The following is a 17,190-nucleotide window of genomic DNA, read 5'->3' on the forward strand; positions in this document are numbered from 1 at the left end:
GTGGCAACAGGTAGCACGTAAGGGGCAACAGTGGAGCTTGATTTTCTTTTTTCCATAGGGCCGGTGTCCAGGATCCTGGCCGTTTTCTGCCTGATTCTTCTGGGCTGCCGTCTGCGGATCCCCATGGGCTGCGGGCTGCTCCTGGGCGGTCTGCTGATCGATTTCTGGGCCGGCAAGGGTGGCAGGGAGGTGACGGCGGACCTGGCTGCTGCCCTGGGCCGCCCTGAACTCTGGTTCATGCTGATAAATATTTCCCTGATCCTGGAGTTTGGCTACCTCATGGCCTCGGAGAAAAACAGTGAGATCCTGCTGGTAACAGCCCGGAGGCTCGGTGGTCGCCACGGCCGGATACTCAGCCTGGTCCTGATCCCGGCGGCCCTGGGGCTTGTGCCCATGCCCGGGGGGGCACTTTTTTCCGCTCCGCTTGTCGGCGAGGCGGTCCGGGACCAACGGGTGGAGCCGGCCTGGAAGGCTTCGGTCAATTACTGGTTCCGGCATGTGCTGGAATACTGGTGGCCGCTGTACCCGGTGGTGATCGTTTCTCTTTCCATATTTACCCTGCCGGTGTGGCAGTATTTTCTCCTGATGATCCCCTTTACCCTGGTCAGCCTGGCGGCCGGCTGGTGGTTCATGCTCCGGCCGAAGATGAAACTGCTGGCTGTGGAGCCAGGAGAGACGCCCGGAAATCCGGGCCGGATTGGCCGGGTCCTGCTGCCCATAACTTTGATTGTCCTGTGCACCCTCATCCTGCCCCCACTCGTGGGCCGGCTGATCCCTGGCGGGTCCTCTTCGCTGCACAAGCTCCTGGCCATGTTCCTGGGCCTGGTGATCAGCCTGACCGTGGTCAGCCTGGGGCGCGGCACCAGCGACGAGAGGCTGTTCCTCTTTGCGCATATCTTCTCCGCCAAAACCCTGAGCGTGGTCCTGACCCTTGGCGGGGTGATGATCTTCCAGGCCATGCTCGAGGCTTCGGACCTGTTGCCGGCTGCCGGCAAACAACTTGGTGGTTCGGCCATACCGGTGGAGGTTATCATCGGTTTTCTGCCCTTTCTGGCCGGACTGGTCACCGGTATTGCCATCGGCTTCGGGGGTCCGGCCTTTCCCCTGGTGGTGGGGCTGGCAGGCGGTGACCCCGCGATCAGCCAGGGGGCGGCCCTGGTGCTGGCCTTTGCCATGGGCTATGCCGGCATGATGCTCTCCCCGGTCCATCTCTGTTACCTGTTGACCAGGCGATATTTTGTCACCGGGGTGCTGGCCACCTACAGGTACCTGCTGCCCTGTGTCCTGTCGGTAATGCTTTGGGGAATTGCGGTTCATGCGGGACTTCGGGTGATGTCATGGTAGAATCTGTTTTTGAGAGACTACCCCTGGGCCAGATGTTCATGGTTGGCTTTGACGGCTGCCGGCTCGAGGAAGACCACCCATTGCGGGAGGTCATTGAAAGGCAGCGGGTGGGCGGAGTGATCCTCTTTGACCGCAATGTGGACGGGCGGCGGCAGAATATCCGTTCGCCCGCCCAGCTCAAGGGTTTGACAGCCTCGCTTCACGATCTTTCCCCGGCCCCCCTGCTCGTTGCCGTGGATCAGGAGGGTGGCCGGGTCTGCCGTCTGAAGGAAAGGGACGGTTTCCTGCCCTCATGCACTGCGGCCGAGCTTGGCCGACACGAGGCCGATCCCCATGGTCCGGTCCTGGCCATGGCCAGGGAGTTGCGGGAGATGGGGATCAATCTTAACCTGGCGCCGGTGGTTGATCTGGATATCTATCCGGAAAATCCCATTATCGGTCGCCATGGACGCAGTTTTGGCGCTGATCCGGACCTGGTGGTTGCCCAGGCCCGGGCCTTCATCCAGGCGCACCACCGGGCCGGGATAGCCTGTGCCCTCAAGCATTTTCCCGGTCACGGCAGTTCCCGGGGCGACACCCATCTTGGGTTTGTCGATGTGACCGACACCTGGCAGGAAAAGGAGCTTGAGCCCTTTGCCCGCCTGATCGATCATGGGCTGGCCGACTGCGTCATGACCGCCCATGTGGTCAACCGGCAACTTGATCCCGACGGGTTGCCGGCCACCCTGTCGCCGCCGGTCCTTACCGGCCTGCTCCGGCAGCGGCTGGGCTTTGACGGGGTCATCATCTCCGATGATCTGCAGATGGGGGCCATCAGCGGGCAGTGGAGTTATCGGGAGGCGGTGCAGCGGGCCGTGCTGGCCGGGGTGGATCTGCTCATTGTCGGCAACAATCTCATCCGTCAGCCGGACGCGGTGGCGGAGGGGATCCTGGCGATAGAGGAACTGTTTGACCGGGGCAGGCTGGACGTTGCCCGCATCAGCCGCTCCCTCGAGCGGATTGAAAAGTTAAAAAAGAACATACAGGAGAGAGTCCATGGAGGCAAAACAGGAAACCCATAACCTGGTGGTGGGGTACATACTCTGGGCCTTTGGCTTTTTAGGGGCCCATCGTTTTTACTTCGGCCGGCCCATTTCCGGGACCATCTATTTCTTCACTCTGGGCCTGTTTCTCATCGGCTGGCTGGTGGATCTTTTTCTCATTCCTAAAATGGAACGGGAGGCGGAGATCCGCTACATTCCAGGGCCGATCGATTACAATGTTGCCTGGCTGCTCCTGGTGTTTCTCGGTTTTTTCGGGATCCACCGCATGTACATGGGTAAATGGCTGACCGGCATTCTCTATCTGCTGACCGCCGGCCTGTTCGGCATCGGCTATATCTATGACATGTGGACCTTGAACGATCAGATCACCCTGATAAACGGCCGGGCAGGGGGAGGAAGTTGAGTCAGGACTTCGGGCAGAGGTGGATCTGGTCGCCGCCAAGTTCCTTGGCCAGGTTCAGGCACTGTTCGGCAGCGCGCAGCAGGCTTGCCGGATCAGGGTGGTGCTCCTGCTGGCGGGGATCGAAACCGGTGACACCAATGGTGGCCCTGAGCCGGAAGGATGGTTCGCCCTCCGGAAGTTCGAATCCGTCGAACAGGTTGCGCAACCGGTCGGCGACGACCCGTGCACCCTGGATCGGTGTCTCGGGGAGTACGATCAGGAAACAGTCCCCGTCCCAGCGGCATATCCAGTCGAGCTCCTGTCTGGTCACCTCCCGGGCCGCCTGGGCAAAGCCGGTCAGGACCCTGTCCCCGGCGCGGTGACCATACTGTTCGTTGATCTGCTGGAGATGGTCGATATCGCAGAGCAACAGACCGATATGATGGTTGTATCGCCTGGCCCGGGCCAGCTCTGAGTCAAGCTTTGTTTCGGCCACGGTATGGATATAACAGCCGGTCAGGGCGTCGACACCGGTCAGCTCTCGAATTCGCTGCCGCATCTTTTGTTCCCTGTCGAGAAGCCTGGCCTGGGCCATGGCCCGTTCAAGGACCAGCTCCAGCATGTCGGGCTGGCAGGGCAGGGGCAGCAGGGAGAAGATATCCCAGCGGTTGACCGCTTCGATTCCCCGGGCAAGTTCGTCCTTTGTCACCAGGACGATGAAAACCGGTCGGCACAGGTTGCGGGCCTGGCGGAAAAACTCTTTTGCCTCCATGTCCGCCAGCTCCAGGTCGGCCAGGATCAGGTCGAACGGTTGCGGCAGTTCGAGCAGGGAAAGGCCATCCCTGCCGGTGCGGGTGAGGGTGACATCGCACTCCCCGAGATGGGCCTGGAGCTCTTTCTGGTGGCGGCTGACGATGAGAATGCGCGGTTTCATGGCTCTTTTCCGGGCTGGCCCCGCAAGGGGCAGATTTTTTTCTGGCAGATACCGTAGTATAGCATTTGCCATCATAAAAGAGTAAGGGAATCGTCCCGGCCGACTTTTGGTCCGGGCGGGAGCGATCGCGCTGCGATGTGGCGGCTGGCTGGACCGTACCGGATTTTCCGGTTGTCATCGCGTAATGCCTGCGTTATAAGCCGGTCATGGAAAAGATACCCATGCAGAACAATTCCTGCAAACCAAAGATCGATTATCCCTGTGTCTGGCAGTATACGGTCATCGGCATGGACCGGCAAGCGGTCCGGGCCGCTGTTCTTGAGCATGTGGGCGATGTGGAGATTTCCCTGAGCGACTCCATGGTCAGCAGTGGCGGTCGCTATATCAGCATGAAGCTGGAATTGACCGTGTACAGTGATTACCAGCGGCTGCGCCTCTACGAGGTGCTGGCCGGTCATCCCGATATCAAGGTGGTGCTGTGAGCGAGTTGAGTGAGGGTGTTCGGGAAGGGGACGGCGAGCGCATCGATAACCGGATGATACCGGTCATGCGCGAGGCCATTGCCACCGTGCAGATGATGCTCTTTGCCGAGCTGAAGGACGACGTGATGGCCCGCTACCAGGACTGGCCCGAGCAGGACCGCAAACGCCTGGTCGGGGCCATTGTCAACGATGTGTTCGGCACCCCGGCGGTGGACGGCGAGGCCTGGCAGTTTGCCCGCCGCCATCTGCTGGTGCTGGAAGAGGAGTTGAAAAAGGTGGCCGGCCGCATTCCCGACCTGCTCGATATCCTTACCGATGCCCTGCGGATGCAGACCATCTGCGATAACCAGGAAGGGATTCACTCCATTGCCACCCTGCTCCGGGCCCGGGAAGTGGGCATCCTCCAGCAGGACCGTCCCCTGCCCATGCCCTCCACCTTCATGATCAATGTCCGCAACCGGGCGGTCAGGTACGGTCTGGTGGCGCCGATGCAGGCCTCTGCTCCCCCTGCCGAAGATCCACCAGCGTAGCGCCCCAGGAACCGCCATCCTCACCGGCCAGGCGGAAGCCGGCGACCTGTTCGTGATGTTCAAGAACACTGTGGACAATGCGCCGCAGAACCCCCTTGCCCTTGCCGTGGATGATCCGGACCTGGTAGATGTCCCGTCGCCGGCACTCTTCCAGGTATTCGCACACCACCTCTTTGACATCCTCGGGCCGAAAGGCGTGCAGGTCCAGGGTCCCGTCAATGACCAGGGGAACCGGAGTGGTTTCATCGTCCCGCTTCAGATCCTGTTCCTGTCGTCTGTCTTCGACACACCGTCTGTCTGCGACACACCGTCTGTCTTCGACACACTGCTCAAGCAGTTGGAGGGCGATCTCCGCCGCCCGTTCCGAGGCCCCGGGGCTGCCAAGCCTGTCCCGCACTTCGGTCAGGCCGGCAAGCATGGTTCGGCGGCGGGGGGTGTCTTCCAGCAGCGGCTTGATTTCCCGGGCAATGTTTTCCGGGGTGACCTGGTCCTGGAGCAGCTCCGGGATGATCTCGCGGCCGCCGATGAGGTTGACCAGGGAAAAATGGTCCAGCTTGATGAGCAGCCGGCCCAGCTGATAGGTGCGCGGTGAAAGGCGGTAGCAGGTTACCGTGGGCACCCCGAGGATGGCCAGTTCCAGGGTTACCGTACCCGAGGCGGCGATGGCGGCGTCACAGGCGGCCATCAGGTCATACCGGTTCTCCTCGATGATCCGGATGTCCAGCTCTCCCTGGTAGCGGGACACTCCGCACTCTTCAAGCAGTTGCCTGCTGATGGTCGGGGCCCTGGGCAGGAGAAAGGTGATGTTCCGGTGGTCAAGCATCCGGGCGGCAGCGAGAAAATCCGGCAGCAGGGAATCGATTTCCCTGTAGCGGCTGCCCGGCAGCAGGCCGACAATCTTCCGCGACTCCTCGATGCCCTGATCGGCCAGGAAACCGCTCCGCTCCATGGATGGGTGCACATTGTCCACCAGCGGATGGCCGACAAAGTCCACCTCAACCCCGCGCCTGGCATAAAATTCCTTTTCAAAGGGGAGAATGACCCCGATCCGGTCGGCAAGTCGGCCTATTTTCCTGACCCGGCCACTGCGCCAGGCCCACACCTGGGGGCTGATGTAATAAAAGATGGGAATGCCGAGCTTTCTGGCCCTGGCGGCCAGCATGAGGTTGAAGTCAGGAAAGTCAATCAGTATGAGGAGCGCCGGGTGCCTGGTTTCCATGGCCCGGATCAGGGTCCGGCGCGCCCGCAGGATATCGCCCAGGTGGCTCATAATTTCGGTGAGCCCGACCACGGAGATCCTGGCGGCGTCGTAGAGCATCTCCACCCCGGCCCGTTCCAGGGCCTCGCCGCCCATGCCGCAAAAGGACAGTTCGGGCCTGCGCTGCCTCATGGCTTCGACCAGTCGGGCGCCGTGCATGTCGCCCGAGGCCTCGCCGGTGACGATCATGACCGGCCTGGAGGTATCTGCTGTCGAGCACCCGGCCAAGGAAATCAGCTCTCCAGGCCGGAAAAATCCGTTTCGCCGCCCAGCATCTCCTCGACCCTGGCCCGGTTTTCATTGACCTGGGCCACCACCTGCAGGGCCACGGCCAGAGCCCGCCGACCCTCATGGCCGGAAACCCGGGGCCGGGAGCGATCCCGGACGTTATGGATAAAATCCCTGAGTTCCATCTCCAGGATGTCCCGGTCCTTGAAACCATACTTGCTGATATCGGGCAGGGGCAGTCCGTTCCGGACCCCTTTTTTCAGGCGGATGGCCATGACTTCCTTTTCGCTGAAGTCCACCGACAGATAGGTGCCGGGCTGGAAGATGCGCATGCGGCGGATATTGTCCATGGAGATGCGGCTTACCGTCACGTTGGCCGTGCAGCCGTTTTCAAAGATGATCCGGGCATTGGCAATGTCAGTGAGCGGGGTGATGACCGGTGCCCCGACCGTGTGGATGGTCTTGATGGGCGCCTTGATGATGGAGAGAATGATATCGATGTCATGGATCATCAGGTCCAGGATCACATCCACGTCCGTGCCCCGGTTTTTGAAGACCGAGATCCGGTGGGCTTCGATGAAAAGCGGGTTGTGGAGCAGTGGCTGCATTGCCATTACCGCAGGGTTGAACCGCTCCAGGTGCCCCACCTGCAGGACCCGGTCTTTTTTTTCGGCCAGATCGATCAGCTCGTCCGCTTCCTCGACCGTGGTGGTGATCGGTTTTTCCACCAGCACATCGAGGTTGTGCTCCAGGCATGCCATGGCCACCGCATGGTGATGCACCGTGGGTACGACAATGGAGACCGCATCGATCCTGCCGAGCAGGTCAAGATAATCGGTAAACGCCTGAGTTCCACATTCCCTGGCCACCTTTTGGGCCTGGTCCGGATTGACGTCGACCACTCCGACAAGGTCAACATCCTCCATGGCCGCGTATTTCTGGGCATGGAACCGGCCAAGATAACCGACTCCGATTACGCCAACCCTGATCTTTTCCACGCTACGTCCTCGTACTGTCACAAATGTTCACGGTTACCGGTAAACCGTTGACGGTTGGTCTGGTTCCCGCGCACCAGCCGCGTTTGCACGTGCGGCTGAACACTCACGGATTCAGGTTAAATTCCGAGATAGGCTTTTTTGACATCCTCGTTGATCAGGAGAGCGCCGGCATCATCGTGCATGGTTATCCGGCCGGTTTCAAGCACATATCCCCGGTCCGCCACCTTCAATGCCAGGTTGGCGTTCTGTTCCACCAGGAAAATGGTCGTGTTCTGTTCCTCGTTGATTTTCTTGATGATATCAAAAATCTGCCGGGTAACAAGCGGAGCAAGCCCCATGGAAGGTTCATCGAGGAGCAGCAGTTGCGGCCTGGCCATCAGGGCCCGGGAAATGGCGAGCATCTGCTGCTCGCCACCGGAAAGGTTGCCGCCAGGCTGGTTTCTCCGCTTGGCCAGGATGGGGAAGAGGGCGTAGATATACTCAAGATCCTCTTTGATGCCCTGTTTATCCCGGCGCAGAAAAGCACCCATATCCAGGTTTTCCGCCACGGTCAGGTCGGGAAAGATATGGCGACCTTCCGGTACCTGGCAGATGCCAAGGGCCACAATTTTGTCCGGTGGCAGCTCGTGGATGGGCTTGCCCTGGAAAATGATCTCGCCGGTACGGGGCGGAACAATGCCGGAGATGGACATGAGAGTGGTGGACTTGCCGGCCCCGTTGGCCCCGATCAGGGTGATGATCTCGCCCTCCTCCACCGACAGGCTGATGTCGTGCAGGGCCTGGATGTTACCGTAATAGGTGTTGATTTTTTTTAATTCAAGCATCTGTCACGTCCTCTCCAAGATACGCCTTGATCACGTCGGGATTGGTCCGGATCTCTTCCGGGTTGCCTTCTGCGATTTTCTTCCCGTAATCCATAACAAAAATATGGTCCGACAGGCTCATGACCAGCTTCATGTCGTGCTCGATGAGGAGGATGGAGAGGCCATCGTCACGTATCTCCGATATCAGGTCGTCAAGTTCCTTGGTTTCCTGGGGATTCATTCCCGCTGCAGGTTCATCGAGCAGGAGGAGAATGGGCTCCGTGGCCAGGGCCCGGGCGATCTCCAGTCGCCGCTGGGCTCCGTAGGGCAGGTTCTTGGCAAATTCGTTGACCCACGATTCAAGGCCCATCTTTTCCAGGATGGAATAGCTCAGCTCGACGATCTGGCGCTCTTCCTCCCGGGTCCTGCGGTCGCGGAAGATGGCGCCGAGCACCTTGGCCCGGGTCCGGCAATGGCGGGCGATCATGACATTTTCCAGCACGGTCATGTTGGGAAAGAGCCGGATGTTCTGGAAGGTCCGGGCCAGACCCTGCTGGGTTACCTTATTTGGCTTGAGACCGTTGAGCCGCCTGGTTTTCTGGCCGGGCGGAGTCAGGAGCAGGTCGCCGCCGGTGGGTTTGTAGATCCCGGTCAGGCAGTTGAAGAAGGTGGTCTTGCCTGCGCCGTTGGGCCCGATCAGTGCCACGATTTCTCCCTCTCTGACCTGCAGGTCCAGGCTGTCCAGGGCCCGGATACCACCAAAATCCATGGTCAGTCCGGTTACTTCTAGAATCGGTTGTGATGTTGTCATGGTTGGTTTGGTCGACTTACTTGCTGTCATTTATGACAATCCATCCCGGCGTCCACGTCGTCCGGGGGATCTCCATGGGTTGATGCGGCTGGCCAGGGTCCATACCCGGGCAGCCGGGCCGGTTATTTGTCCACAGCCGGTTCGGGTTTGCGCTCCAGGGTGTAGGTGCGCCGGATATTGGCGATGATGCCCTGGGGCCTGAAGACCATCATGATCACCAGCGTCGCACCGAAAACCAGCATCCGGTAATCGGCAAAGGCCCGCAGATACTCGGGCAGCAGGATCAGGACCAGGGCGGCGATGATTACCCCGACAATGGAACCCATGCCGCCGAGCACTACGATGCAGAGGATGATGGCTGATTCAAGAAAGGTGAAGCTGGCCGGATTGACAAAGGTGGTCTTGGCCGCAAAGATCACCCCGACCATGCCGGCCCAGGTCGCTCCCAGGGCAAAGGCGGTCAGCTTGGTGCGGGTTTTGTCGATGCCCATGGCCTGGCAGGCTATCTCGTCTTCCCGCAGGGCGAACCAGGCCCGGCCAATGCGGGAGTTCTGCAGCCGGTTGACCACGAAAATGGTGAAGATCACCATGGCGATCATCAGGTAATAGAGATAGAGAATGGCCGTGTCCAGGGACATCTCGAGGCCGAAAAATCCGGGCCGGGGTATATTTGAGATGCCGCTTGGTCCCTGGGAGAATTCGGTCCAGTTCTCCAGAATGAGGCGGATGATCTCGCCAAAACCCAGGGTGACGATGGCCAGATAGTCACCGCGCAGCCGCAGGACCGGAAAACCAAGCAGGATGCCGAAGGTGGCTGCCAGCATGGCGCCGATGGGAAGCACGGTCCAGAAACCCAGACCAAAATGCATGTTCAGAAGGGCGTAGGAATAGGCGCCCACCGCGTAGAAGGCCACGTAGCCGAGATCCAGAAGCCCGGCCACCCCGACCACGATGTTCAGGCCCAGGCCAAGGACCACGTACATGAGGGCGGTGATCATGATGTTGGTCTGGTAGGTGGAAAAGACCAGGGGAAAGGCAAGGGCGAACAGGGCCGTGCCCACCAGGATCGGCATGTAGATCCTGCGTTCCTGCATGAGCCGCTGGCTCCAGTCTATCCGCTCGGTTTCCAGCCCCTGGCGAATCCGCTGCTGCCGGGCCTTTTTCCGCTGCAGGTAGATCCGGCTGATGAGATAGAGAACAAAACTGCCGATTCCCACCCAGACAAGATTGTGCCAGCGCCAGATGATGGTTCGTTCATAGGGGTTTATCTTGATCACCATGATGGGAAAGGTGAGAAAGACGAACCACAGAGCAACCAGGAGCGCGTTTCGGAAATCTTTGACCGTAAGCATGATGTTGTTTCTGTGTTCTGTGTTTGTTTTGGTTCTTGGTTCAGACTTTTTCAATGCTGGCCTTGCCCAGCAGGCCCGAGGGCCGGAAGATCAGGATCAGAACCAGCAGTGAAAAGGCGAAGACATCCTCATAGTCACTGGAGACATATCCGGTGGCAAAGGATTCGGTGAGCCCAAGAATGAAACTGCCGAGCACCGCTCCGGGAATGGAGCCGATACCGCCGAGCACCGCGGCGGTAAAGGCCTTGATGCCGGCTATAAAGCCTATGAAGAAGTTGATCTGGCCGATATGGGAGGCGATCAGCATGCCGCCCACCGCGGCCAGGGCCGAGCCGATGATAAAGGTCATGGAGATGACGTGATCTACGTTGACGCCCACCAGCAGGGCCATTTTCCGGTCCTGGGCCGTGGCCCGCATGGCCTTGCCGATCCGGGTGAACTTGATGAGAAAGGTGAGCAGAACCATGATCACCGCCGTGGTCAGCAGGATCACCAGGTCGGATGAGCCGATGATGTGGGCATAACGCTCCATGAAAGGAAAGTCCGGGATCAGGGCCGGGAAGGGCAGAAAGTCCGGCGTCTGGGCCAGGAGTACGTAATTCTGCAGGAACATGGACATGCCGATGGCCGAGATAAGGGGCGAGAGACGGGGCGCGTTGCGCAGCGGCTTGTAGGCCAGTTTCTCCACCGTGTAGCCATAGGCGCTGGCCCATATGGCTGCTGCCAGCATGGTCAGGATAACGATGGCCAGCAGCGGGAACCCGAAAACAGACAGAACCGTGGAGACAATGAGGGCCGTGAAGGCACCGATCATGTAGATCTCCCCATGGGCAAAGTTGATCAGGCCGATGATGCCATAGACCATGGTGTACCCGAGGGCAATGAGCGCGTAGATTGAACCGCGGGTCAGACCGCCGAAAAAGAGCTCAATAAAATAATCCATTTTTTGGTTCCGGATTCTGGTTGATGTGAGCCTGTCAGTTGCGCAAAAAAAATCTGGGGCAGCCAGGCTACCCCAGATCGCTGGTTCAGGCACAACAATTATTTAACGGCAACAAATTTGCCATTTTCCACCTTGTAGACAACATAACCGACACCGATGGCATCGCCATTTTCATCAAAACGGATGGAGCCAAAAGGTGTCTCCACGTTTTCGGTGTGCAGGGCCTTGGCAATGGCTTTGGGGTCGGTGGATCCGGCCTTTTCAATGGCATTGGTCAGGGCGAGAGCCGCGGCCACCGCGTTGTCAAAGAAGGCACCCGGCTCCTCGCCGTAGGCCTTGACATGTTTTTCGCGGTACTCCCTGGTGATGGGGTTGCTGGAAACATCGGCCGGACCGGTGGCGTAGACGCCCTCGGCATACTTGCCGGCAACCTTGATGAAGGTGTCGTCCTTGACGCCGTCATCGGAGACAAAGATGGTTTTCATCCGCTTTTTGCGCATCTGGGTAACGATTTTGGATGCCTCGGGATGGTAGCCACCAAAGATCACCACATCGGCACCGCTGCGTTTAACCTTCTGGACAACCGCAGAGTAATCTACTGCACCCGGGGTGATACCCTCGAACAGGACAACCTTGGCCTTGCCTTCCTTCTCAAGGAAGTTTTTCGCATCCTGGGCAAACCCCTTGCCGTAATCGCCCTTGTCGTGAATGATGGCAACTTTCTTGGCTCCCAGTACGTTAACAACAAAGTCTACCTCGGTGCGGGCCTGGGCATTGTTTGGGGCAATGGTCCGGTAGAAGTTGGGATAGTCACCGCTCTGGGTCAGGGACGAGTCGGTGGCTGACGGGGATATGACGATCACATCGGATGCCTTGTAGATGGGCAGGGCCGCCTTGGTGGCGCCGGAACAGATATGACCGATCACCACGTTCACACCCTTGGAGACCAGTTTGGTGGCAGTGTTGGTGGCCACTTCGGGCTTGCAGACATCATCTTCCACCAGCAGGACGACCTTGCGGCCATTGATGCCGCCCCGGGCGTTGACATCCTTGGCAACCAGTTCGGCTGCCTTGACCGTGGGCAGGCCATAGGACGCCAGGTCGCCGGAATGGGCGCCGGCAACACCGATTTTGATGGGGTCGGCCGCCATGGCAGCGCTGGTCAGGCCGGCTGCCATGGCCATCGCTGAGACCAGTGTGATCATTTTGCGAGCAAGCTTCATAGAGGTTCCTCCTTGCATTAGTAATAAAACAGGGGATCGAACAAATGGGTTGCAAACATTGCATTCCTACATACCCTATTAAAAAAAATTTGCACCCAAAAATGTGCATGGTCGATGGATTCCGGAAAAACCATGTTCCACCCGCCGTGCGGGTAGGCAGGCTCTGGGGGACCGTTTCGGTTGTGTTGTTGTTATCTTGTTGAATTTTCGTTGTTGGGGCAGGGGGTGTTTTTTTGTCAGTACTTTTGGCTTGGTACCCTCTCCAGGATGCGCTACACATAAGATGTTTTGCAGGAGCGATTTTCTTTCACGCATCCTGTTGCATAACACTCATGCAGGCTCCCACGGCCTGCACAACGAAACATGAAAGCTGTTGTCCCCCTGGAGGGTGGGACGAGACTTTCATATAAATCCTTTGCATGCCATGTCCAGGAAAGAATATCTGCTGGCAGCAGGGAAACGGTATCAGTTCCGGCGTGGTTAGCTGCCTCGATGCGACTTGTGGCTACCTCTAATGATGATTCCAGACATATTTCATCAGGTACATAATAGAAACAGCCGTTTCCTGCTTTTGTAAAGGTCGCCGGGCCTCATTTTTTTTCGGGAACCGGTCGTTCCATTCTGAAATGGTTGAAAAATGCGTAATAAAAACCTCTATTTTGCTCTGGGAAGGCCGTTTTCTCCCCTGTACTCCATGCTCATGCGGGCCCGGGAGAATCTGTATCGCCTGGGTGTGTTCAAGCAGGCCCGGCTGCCGGCGGTGGTGATCAGTGTCGGCAACCTGACCATGGGCGGAACCGGCAAGACCCCGGTGGTCCAGTATCTGGCCAGGTTTCTCGAGAAAGAGGGGCTGCGCCCGGCGGTGGTCAGTCGTGGCTATGGCGGTTCGACAAAAGAGCCGGTCAATATTGTTTCCGATGGCGAGCAGGTCCTGCTCGATGCCGCCTTTGTCGGTGATGAGCCGAGGTTTCTGGCCGAGACCCTCGAAGGGGTGCCGGTGCTGACCGGGGTGGTCCGGAAACTGCCGGCCGCCAGGGCCGTGGAGATGGGGGCCGATGTGCTGCTGCTCGATGACGGGTTCCAGCACCTGGGAGTGGCCAGGGATATTGATCTGGTTCTGTTCAATGCCGATACCCTGGCTGGAAATTCCCGGGTGTTCCCCGGTGGAGATCTGCGGGAGCCGGTCAGGGCCCTGTTCCGTTGCCACGCCTTTCTGCTTACCGGTGTGAACGATGGAAACCGGGAACGGGCCGGACGTTTTGCCGATCTGCTGCGGCAACGTTTTTCCGGACGGCCGGTGTTTTTCAGCACCTATCGTCCCTCTGGTCTGGTCTGGCGTGCCGGTGACGGAAACCGGACGCAAGAGAGCCTCGACCGGCTTGCCGGTAGAAAATGTTTTGCTTTCTGCGGCATCGCCCGGCCCGAGGGATTCAGGGATATGCTGCTCTCCATGGGCCTTGATCTGACCGGCTTCATGGGCTTGCCGGATCATCACAGGTATACCGGGGCAGATATCGACCGGTTGCGAAGAGAGGCCCTGCAAAAGGGAAGCGAGCTGCTGGTGACGACGGAAAAGGACCTGGTCAAGATGGAGGGGGTGGATCCGGGCCTGGACCTGGCGGCGGTGCGCATGGAGACCAGCCCGGAAGAATCCTTCGATGCATTCATCCGCGGGGCGGTGGCCCGTGTCCGGGCTGGAGAGCGTGTCTGAACCGTGGTCCGGAACCGCTATGGCGAAAAAAGGCTGTGGCAAAAAGTCCACACCAGGACCCGGGTTGGGAAGATGTGGACTTTTTGCCACAGGAGCAGGGATGTGCGTAGCTCGTTTTGGCGAAGAAGCATTGTTTTAACTAGCTGTTTTATTGCTGTTTGAGCTGTTATTTGTTTTTGTGCGGTCTCGCTGGTCTGTAAATTGCATAAAGATCGATGGCAACCAGTTATAAACCCTGAAAAATCATCGTACATATACTAATAATGGCACCTGTTATTGAGCCGCACCAATATACCTTGAAGAAAACAGTCAGCTGCTGCGGCGTCGGGCTGCATACCGGCAGGACTGTGAACCTGACCATTCACCCGGCACCGGCCAATGTCGGAATTCGGTTTTTCCGCTCAGATCTCAAGGAAAAACCCGTCATTCCGGCGCGGATGGACCGGGTGGTGGACACCCGGCTGGCAACCACCATCGGCAGCGGCGCCACCCGCATCTCCACCACCGAGCATCTGCTCGCTGCCCTGCGCGGATCCGGGATCGATAACGCCGACATCGAGATCGACTCTCACGAGGTGCCGATCATGGACGGCAGCGCGGATCCCTTTGTCCATCTCCTCCGCCAGGGAGGCCGCAGGAAGCAGCGTGCCCTGCGCAAGGTCCTGCGCATCACAAGTCCGATTACCTACTCGGAAGGGGATAAATCCATCCGGATCGAGCCCTATGACGGTTTCAAGATCACCGGCCGGATCGCCTTTGAGGGTGAGCTCCTCAGGGAACAGAAATACTCCGTCGAGGTGACCCGGGAGCGGTTCATGAAGGAAATAGCCCGGGCCCGGACGTTTGGCTATGTGGAACAGGTGGAGCATCTCTGGGCCAATGGTCTCGCTCTTGGCGGCACCCTGGAAAACGTCATTGCCATCCACTGGGATCGCCGGTCCATTCTCAACGAGGACGGGTTGCGCTATGATGATGAATTCGTCCGGCATAAGGTTCTCGACCTGATCGGTGACCTGGCCCTGCTCGGCACCCCGGTGTTTGGCCATGTGATTGCCGATCGCTCCGGTCACGGACTGCATCTGGGGCTGATGCAGACAATTGCTGAACGTCCTGAATGCTGGGAATACGTTAAGTTTCGGAAAAACGGCAACACCGTTCTCCGTCAGGTGGTCAAGGAGACCCGCCGGGCAGGAGACCGGATCAAACCGTTTTTCACCCCACAGCAACCTGGTTCGGCAGCTCAGCCGGTCTGTGCCGCCTGAACCGTCTACCACCTCAGTACCCACCGCTGACCGTTCCGGTCAGCGGTTTTTTTTTGCAGAAGTTTTATCCGGCAGATGGTACCTTTTACGGTCCTTTTCGTTTGAAGCCTCGTTTCCGGGAGAAGCTACGGGGTGGCAGGGTCCGTGGGATCCGGCCGCACAGAATCCAAATACCTACTGAAAACTGAGATATGAAAACAATTGGTCTTGTTGGTGGAGGACAGATGGGTGAGGCCCTGATCCGGGGGATGCTCAAGGCAGAGCTGGTGACAGCGGAAAAGATCATGGTTGCCGAGCCGGACAGTTCCCGGCAGCAGTACCTGACCAGCCAGTATGGTATCGGGGTTACCGCTCTGCCGGGCGAGCTGGCCTCTTTTGCCCAGGTGGTGATTCTGGCGGTCAAACCGCAGATCATGGAACCGGTCCTGCAGCAGTATGTTGCTCACCTGGATGAGAGCCACCTCATCATCTCCATCGCTGCCGGGGTAACCATCGCGGCCATGGAAGGGGTGCTCGGCGATTCGGCCCGGATCATCCGGGTGATGCCAAATACTCCGGCCCTGGTCCTGGCCGGTGCCTCGGCCCTGAGTGGTAACCGCCGGGCGAGTGAAGAGGACATGGAGACGGCGAAGGCTCTATTCTCGGCCGTGGGAATCTGTGTGGAGGTGGCGGAAAACCTGCTCGACGCGGTGACCGGGCTCAGCGGCTCGGGGCCGGGGTACGTGTTTACCTTTATCGAGGCCATGGTCGACGGCGGGGTACTGGCCGGTCTGCCGCGGCCGGTGGCTGAGCAGCTGGTCCTGCAGACTGTCTACGGTTCGGCCAGGCTGGCCCTGGAGACTGGCGAGCCGGCCGCGGTTCTCAAGGGTCGGGTTACCTCTCCCGGCGGGACCACCATCACCGGGATCCAGGTCCTGGAGGAAGCAGGGCTCCGCGGGACAGTGATGACCGCCATCGAAGCGGCCACCCAGCGGTCTCGGGATCTCGGCTCATGAAGAAGGATTTCGTCGGCATAATCACCAAGCGTGATGCGCCGGACGTCCACCAGGTGGGCACTGAACTGGCTACCTGGCTGGAACAGTGGGGTATCAGGGCGGCGCTGGACCGGATTGATCCGGCCATGGACATGCTGGTGATCCTGGGCGGTGACGGAACGCTGCTCCATGTGGCGGCTCAGGCCAGTCATCTTGATATTCCGGTGGTGGGAATCAACCTGGGCAATCTCGGCTTTCTCACCGAGGTGGCGGCCGGGGAGATGTACCAGGCTCTGGAGACCATCCTCGCCGGTAAGGCCCGGATCGAGAAACGGATGATGCTGCGGGCAAGCCTCTTCTCCGGCCGGGACGGACAGGAAAGCGAGCCACTCTTTGCCCTCAACGAGGTGGTCATTGTCAAGGAGTCCACCGACCGGATCATGCGGCTGTCGTCCTGGGCTGATGAAGAGTTCATCACCACATATAAGGGCGACGGGCTGATCATCTCGACGCCCACCGGTTCCACGGCCTACAACCTCTCGGCCGGCGGCCCCATCGTCCATGCCGAGCTGGGCACCATCCTGGTCACACCCATCTGTCCCTTCATGCTGGAAAGCCGGCCGGTCCTGCTCTCGCCGGACGTCCGGATCACCACCCGGCTGGCAGATCCGGAAAACGATGTCAAGGTGATTGTCGATGGTCGGCCGGGCTGGGACATGAAGGCCGAAGACTGCCTGGTGGTTCAGGCGGCGGCCAAGCCCCTGCGTCTTATCAGCTCTCCCCACAAGGGCTATTTCGCCATCCTGCGCAACAAGCTCAACTGGGGCGGTCGGGACGAGGGTTTCCCGCTGCCGGACATGGTACGGAAAAACAGACGGGATAGCGGGGAATAACCCATCCCGCCAGCGGGTA

17 protein-coding genes are annotated in these 17,190 nt (G+C 59.2%); 9 read left to right on the top strand and 8 right to left on the bottom strand.

The window, feature by feature from the left end; genetic code table 11:
- Nucleotides 1-30 precede the first annotated feature (30 nt).
- The 3 genes from GF1_RS03630 to GF1_RS03640 are packed head-to-tail and all read left to right on the top strand — an operon-like array spanning nt 31 to nt 2,790.
- Complete coding sequence (locus tag GF1_RS03630) at nt 31-1,344, top strand: DUF401 family protein (protein WP_267928254.1); 1,314 nt, start codon at nt 31-33, stop codon at nt 1,342-1,344.
- On the top strand, nt 1,338-2,405 hold the full coding sequence (nagZ, locus tag GF1_RS03635) for a beta-N-acetylhexosaminidase (protein ID WP_267928255.1): 1,068 nt from the start codon (nt 1,338-1,340) through the stop codon (nt 2,403-2,405). The genes GF1_RS03630 and nagZ overlap by 7 nt, the downstream gene beginning before the upstream one ends.
- Nucleotides 2,380-2,790: an NINE protein gene (locus tag GF1_RS03640; RefSeq protein ID WP_267928256.1), complete on the top strand. Its 411-nt coding sequence runs from the start codon at nt 2,380-2,382 to the stop codon at nt 2,788-2,790. Before nagZ ends, GF1_RS03640 begins: the two co-directional genes overlap by 26 nt.
- A gap of 1 nt (nt 2,791) precedes the next feature.
- Here GF1_RS03640 and GF1_RS03645 read toward each other — a convergent pair whose 3' ends face one another.
- The gene (locus GF1_RS03645; RefSeq protein WP_267928257.1) at nt 2,792-3,703 is read right to left on the bottom strand and encodes a GGDEF domain-containing protein; all 912 of its coding nucleotides are present in this window, start codon (nt 3,701-3,703) and stop codon (nt 2,792-2,794) included.
- 221 nt (nt 3,704-3,924) lie between these two features.
- Here GF1_RS03645 and GF1_RS03650 point away from each other — a divergent pair, with 221 nt between their 5' ends.
- Nucleotides 3,925-4,185 (top strand): HP0495 family protein, encoded by a 261-nt coding sequence (locus tag GF1_RS03650; RefSeq protein WP_267928258.1) that lies wholly within the window; start codon nt 3,925-3,927, stop codon nt 4,183-4,185.
- The gene (locus GF1_RS03655; RefSeq protein ID WP_267928259.1) at nt 4,182-4,715 is read left to right on the top strand and encodes a hypothetical protein; all 534 of its coding nucleotides are present in this window, start codon (nt 4,182-4,184) and stop codon (nt 4,713-4,715) included. Before GF1_RS03650 ends, GF1_RS03655 begins: the two co-directional genes overlap by 4 nt.
- On the opposite strand, the gene lpxB is transcribed toward GF1_RS03655, so the two are convergent.
- From lpxB to GF1_RS03690, 7 genes are all read right to left on the bottom strand, one after another.
- The gene (lpxB, locus tag GF1_RS03660) at nt 4,651-6,201 is read right to left on the bottom strand and encodes a lipid-A-disaccharide synthase (protein WP_267928260.1); all 1,551 of its coding nucleotides are present in this window, start codon (nt 6,199-6,201) and stop codon (nt 4,651-4,653) included. The genes GF1_RS03655 and lpxB overlap by 65 nt on opposite strands.
- A gap of 5 nt (nt 6,202-6,206) precedes the next feature.
- Entirely contained in the window at nt 6,207-7,199 is a 993-nt protein-coding gene (locus GF1_RS03665; RefSeq protein ID WP_267928261.1) for a Gfo/Idh/MocA family protein, read from the bottom strand.
- 116 nt (nt 7,200-7,315) lie between these two features.
- Complete coding sequence (locus GF1_RS03670; protein WP_267928262.1) at nt 7,316-8,023, bottom strand: ABC transporter ATP-binding protein; 708 nt, start codon at nt 8,021-8,023, stop codon at nt 7,316-7,318.
- Nucleotides 8,016-8,813, bottom strand: a complete 798-nt coding sequence (locus GF1_RS03675) for an ABC transporter ATP-binding protein (protein ID WP_267928263.1) — start codon at nt 8,811-8,813, stop codon at nt 8,016-8,018. Before GF1_RS03675 ends, GF1_RS03670 begins: the two co-directional genes overlap by 8 nt.
- A gap of 122 nt (nt 8,814-8,935) precedes the next feature.
- A complete protein-coding gene (locus tag GF1_RS03680) occupies nt 8,936-10,165 on the bottom strand; it encodes an ABC transporter permease subunit (RefSeq protein ID WP_267928264.1) in 1,230 nt (409 codons plus the stop codon).
- Between the two features lie 40 nt (nt 10,166-10,205).
- On the bottom strand, nt 10,206-11,108 hold the full coding sequence (locus GF1_RS03685) for a branched-chain amino acid ABC transporter permease (protein WP_267928265.1): 903 nt from the start codon (nt 11,106-11,108) through the stop codon (nt 10,206-10,208).
- 98 nt (nt 11,109-11,206) lie between these two features.
- On the bottom strand, nt 11,207-12,331 hold the full coding sequence (locus tag GF1_RS03690; RefSeq protein ID WP_267928266.1) for a branched-chain amino acid ABC transporter substrate-binding protein: 1,125 nt from the start codon (nt 12,329-12,331) through the stop codon (nt 11,207-11,209).
- A gap of 637 nt (nt 12,332-12,968) precedes the next feature.
- Here GF1_RS03690 and lpxK point away from each other — a divergent pair.
- The 4 genes from lpxK (at nt 12,969) to GF1_RS03710 (ending at nt 17,171) form a co-directional block, all read left to right on the top strand.
- Nucleotides 12,969-14,042 (top strand): tetraacyldisaccharide 4'-kinase, encoded by a 1,074-nt coding sequence (gene lpxK / locus GF1_RS03695; protein ID WP_267928267.1) that lies wholly within the window; start codon nt 12,969-12,971, stop codon nt 14,040-14,042.
- A 263-nt stretch (nt 14,043-14,305) separates the two neighbouring features.
- The gene (gene lpxC / locus GF1_RS03700; protein ID WP_353740422.1) at nt 14,306-15,304 is read left to right on the top strand and encodes a UDP-3-O-acyl-N-acetylglucosamine deacetylase; all 999 of its coding nucleotides are present in this window, start codon (nt 14,306-14,308) and stop codon (nt 15,302-15,304) included.
- A 191-nt stretch (nt 15,305-15,495) separates the two neighbouring features.
- Nucleotides 15,496-16,299 (top strand): pyrroline-5-carboxylate reductase, encoded by an 804-nt coding sequence (proC, locus tag GF1_RS03705; protein ID WP_267928269.1) that lies wholly within the window; start codon nt 15,496-15,498, stop codon nt 16,297-16,299.
- Nucleotides 16,296-17,171, top strand: coding sequence for an NAD(+)/NADH kinase (locus GF1_RS03710; protein ID WP_267928270.1), 876 nt, complete (start codon nt 16,296-16,298; stop codon nt 17,169-17,171). The genes proC and GF1_RS03710 overlap by 4 nt, the downstream gene beginning before the upstream one ends.
- Nucleotides 17,172-17,190 lie beyond the last annotated feature (19 nt).

The sequence above is a fragment of the Desulfolithobacter dissulfuricans genome, assembly GCF_025998535.1.
GTDB lineage: Bacteria > Desulfobacterota > Desulfobulbia > Desulfobulbales > Desulfobulbaceae > Desulfolithobacter > Desulfolithobacter dissulfuricans.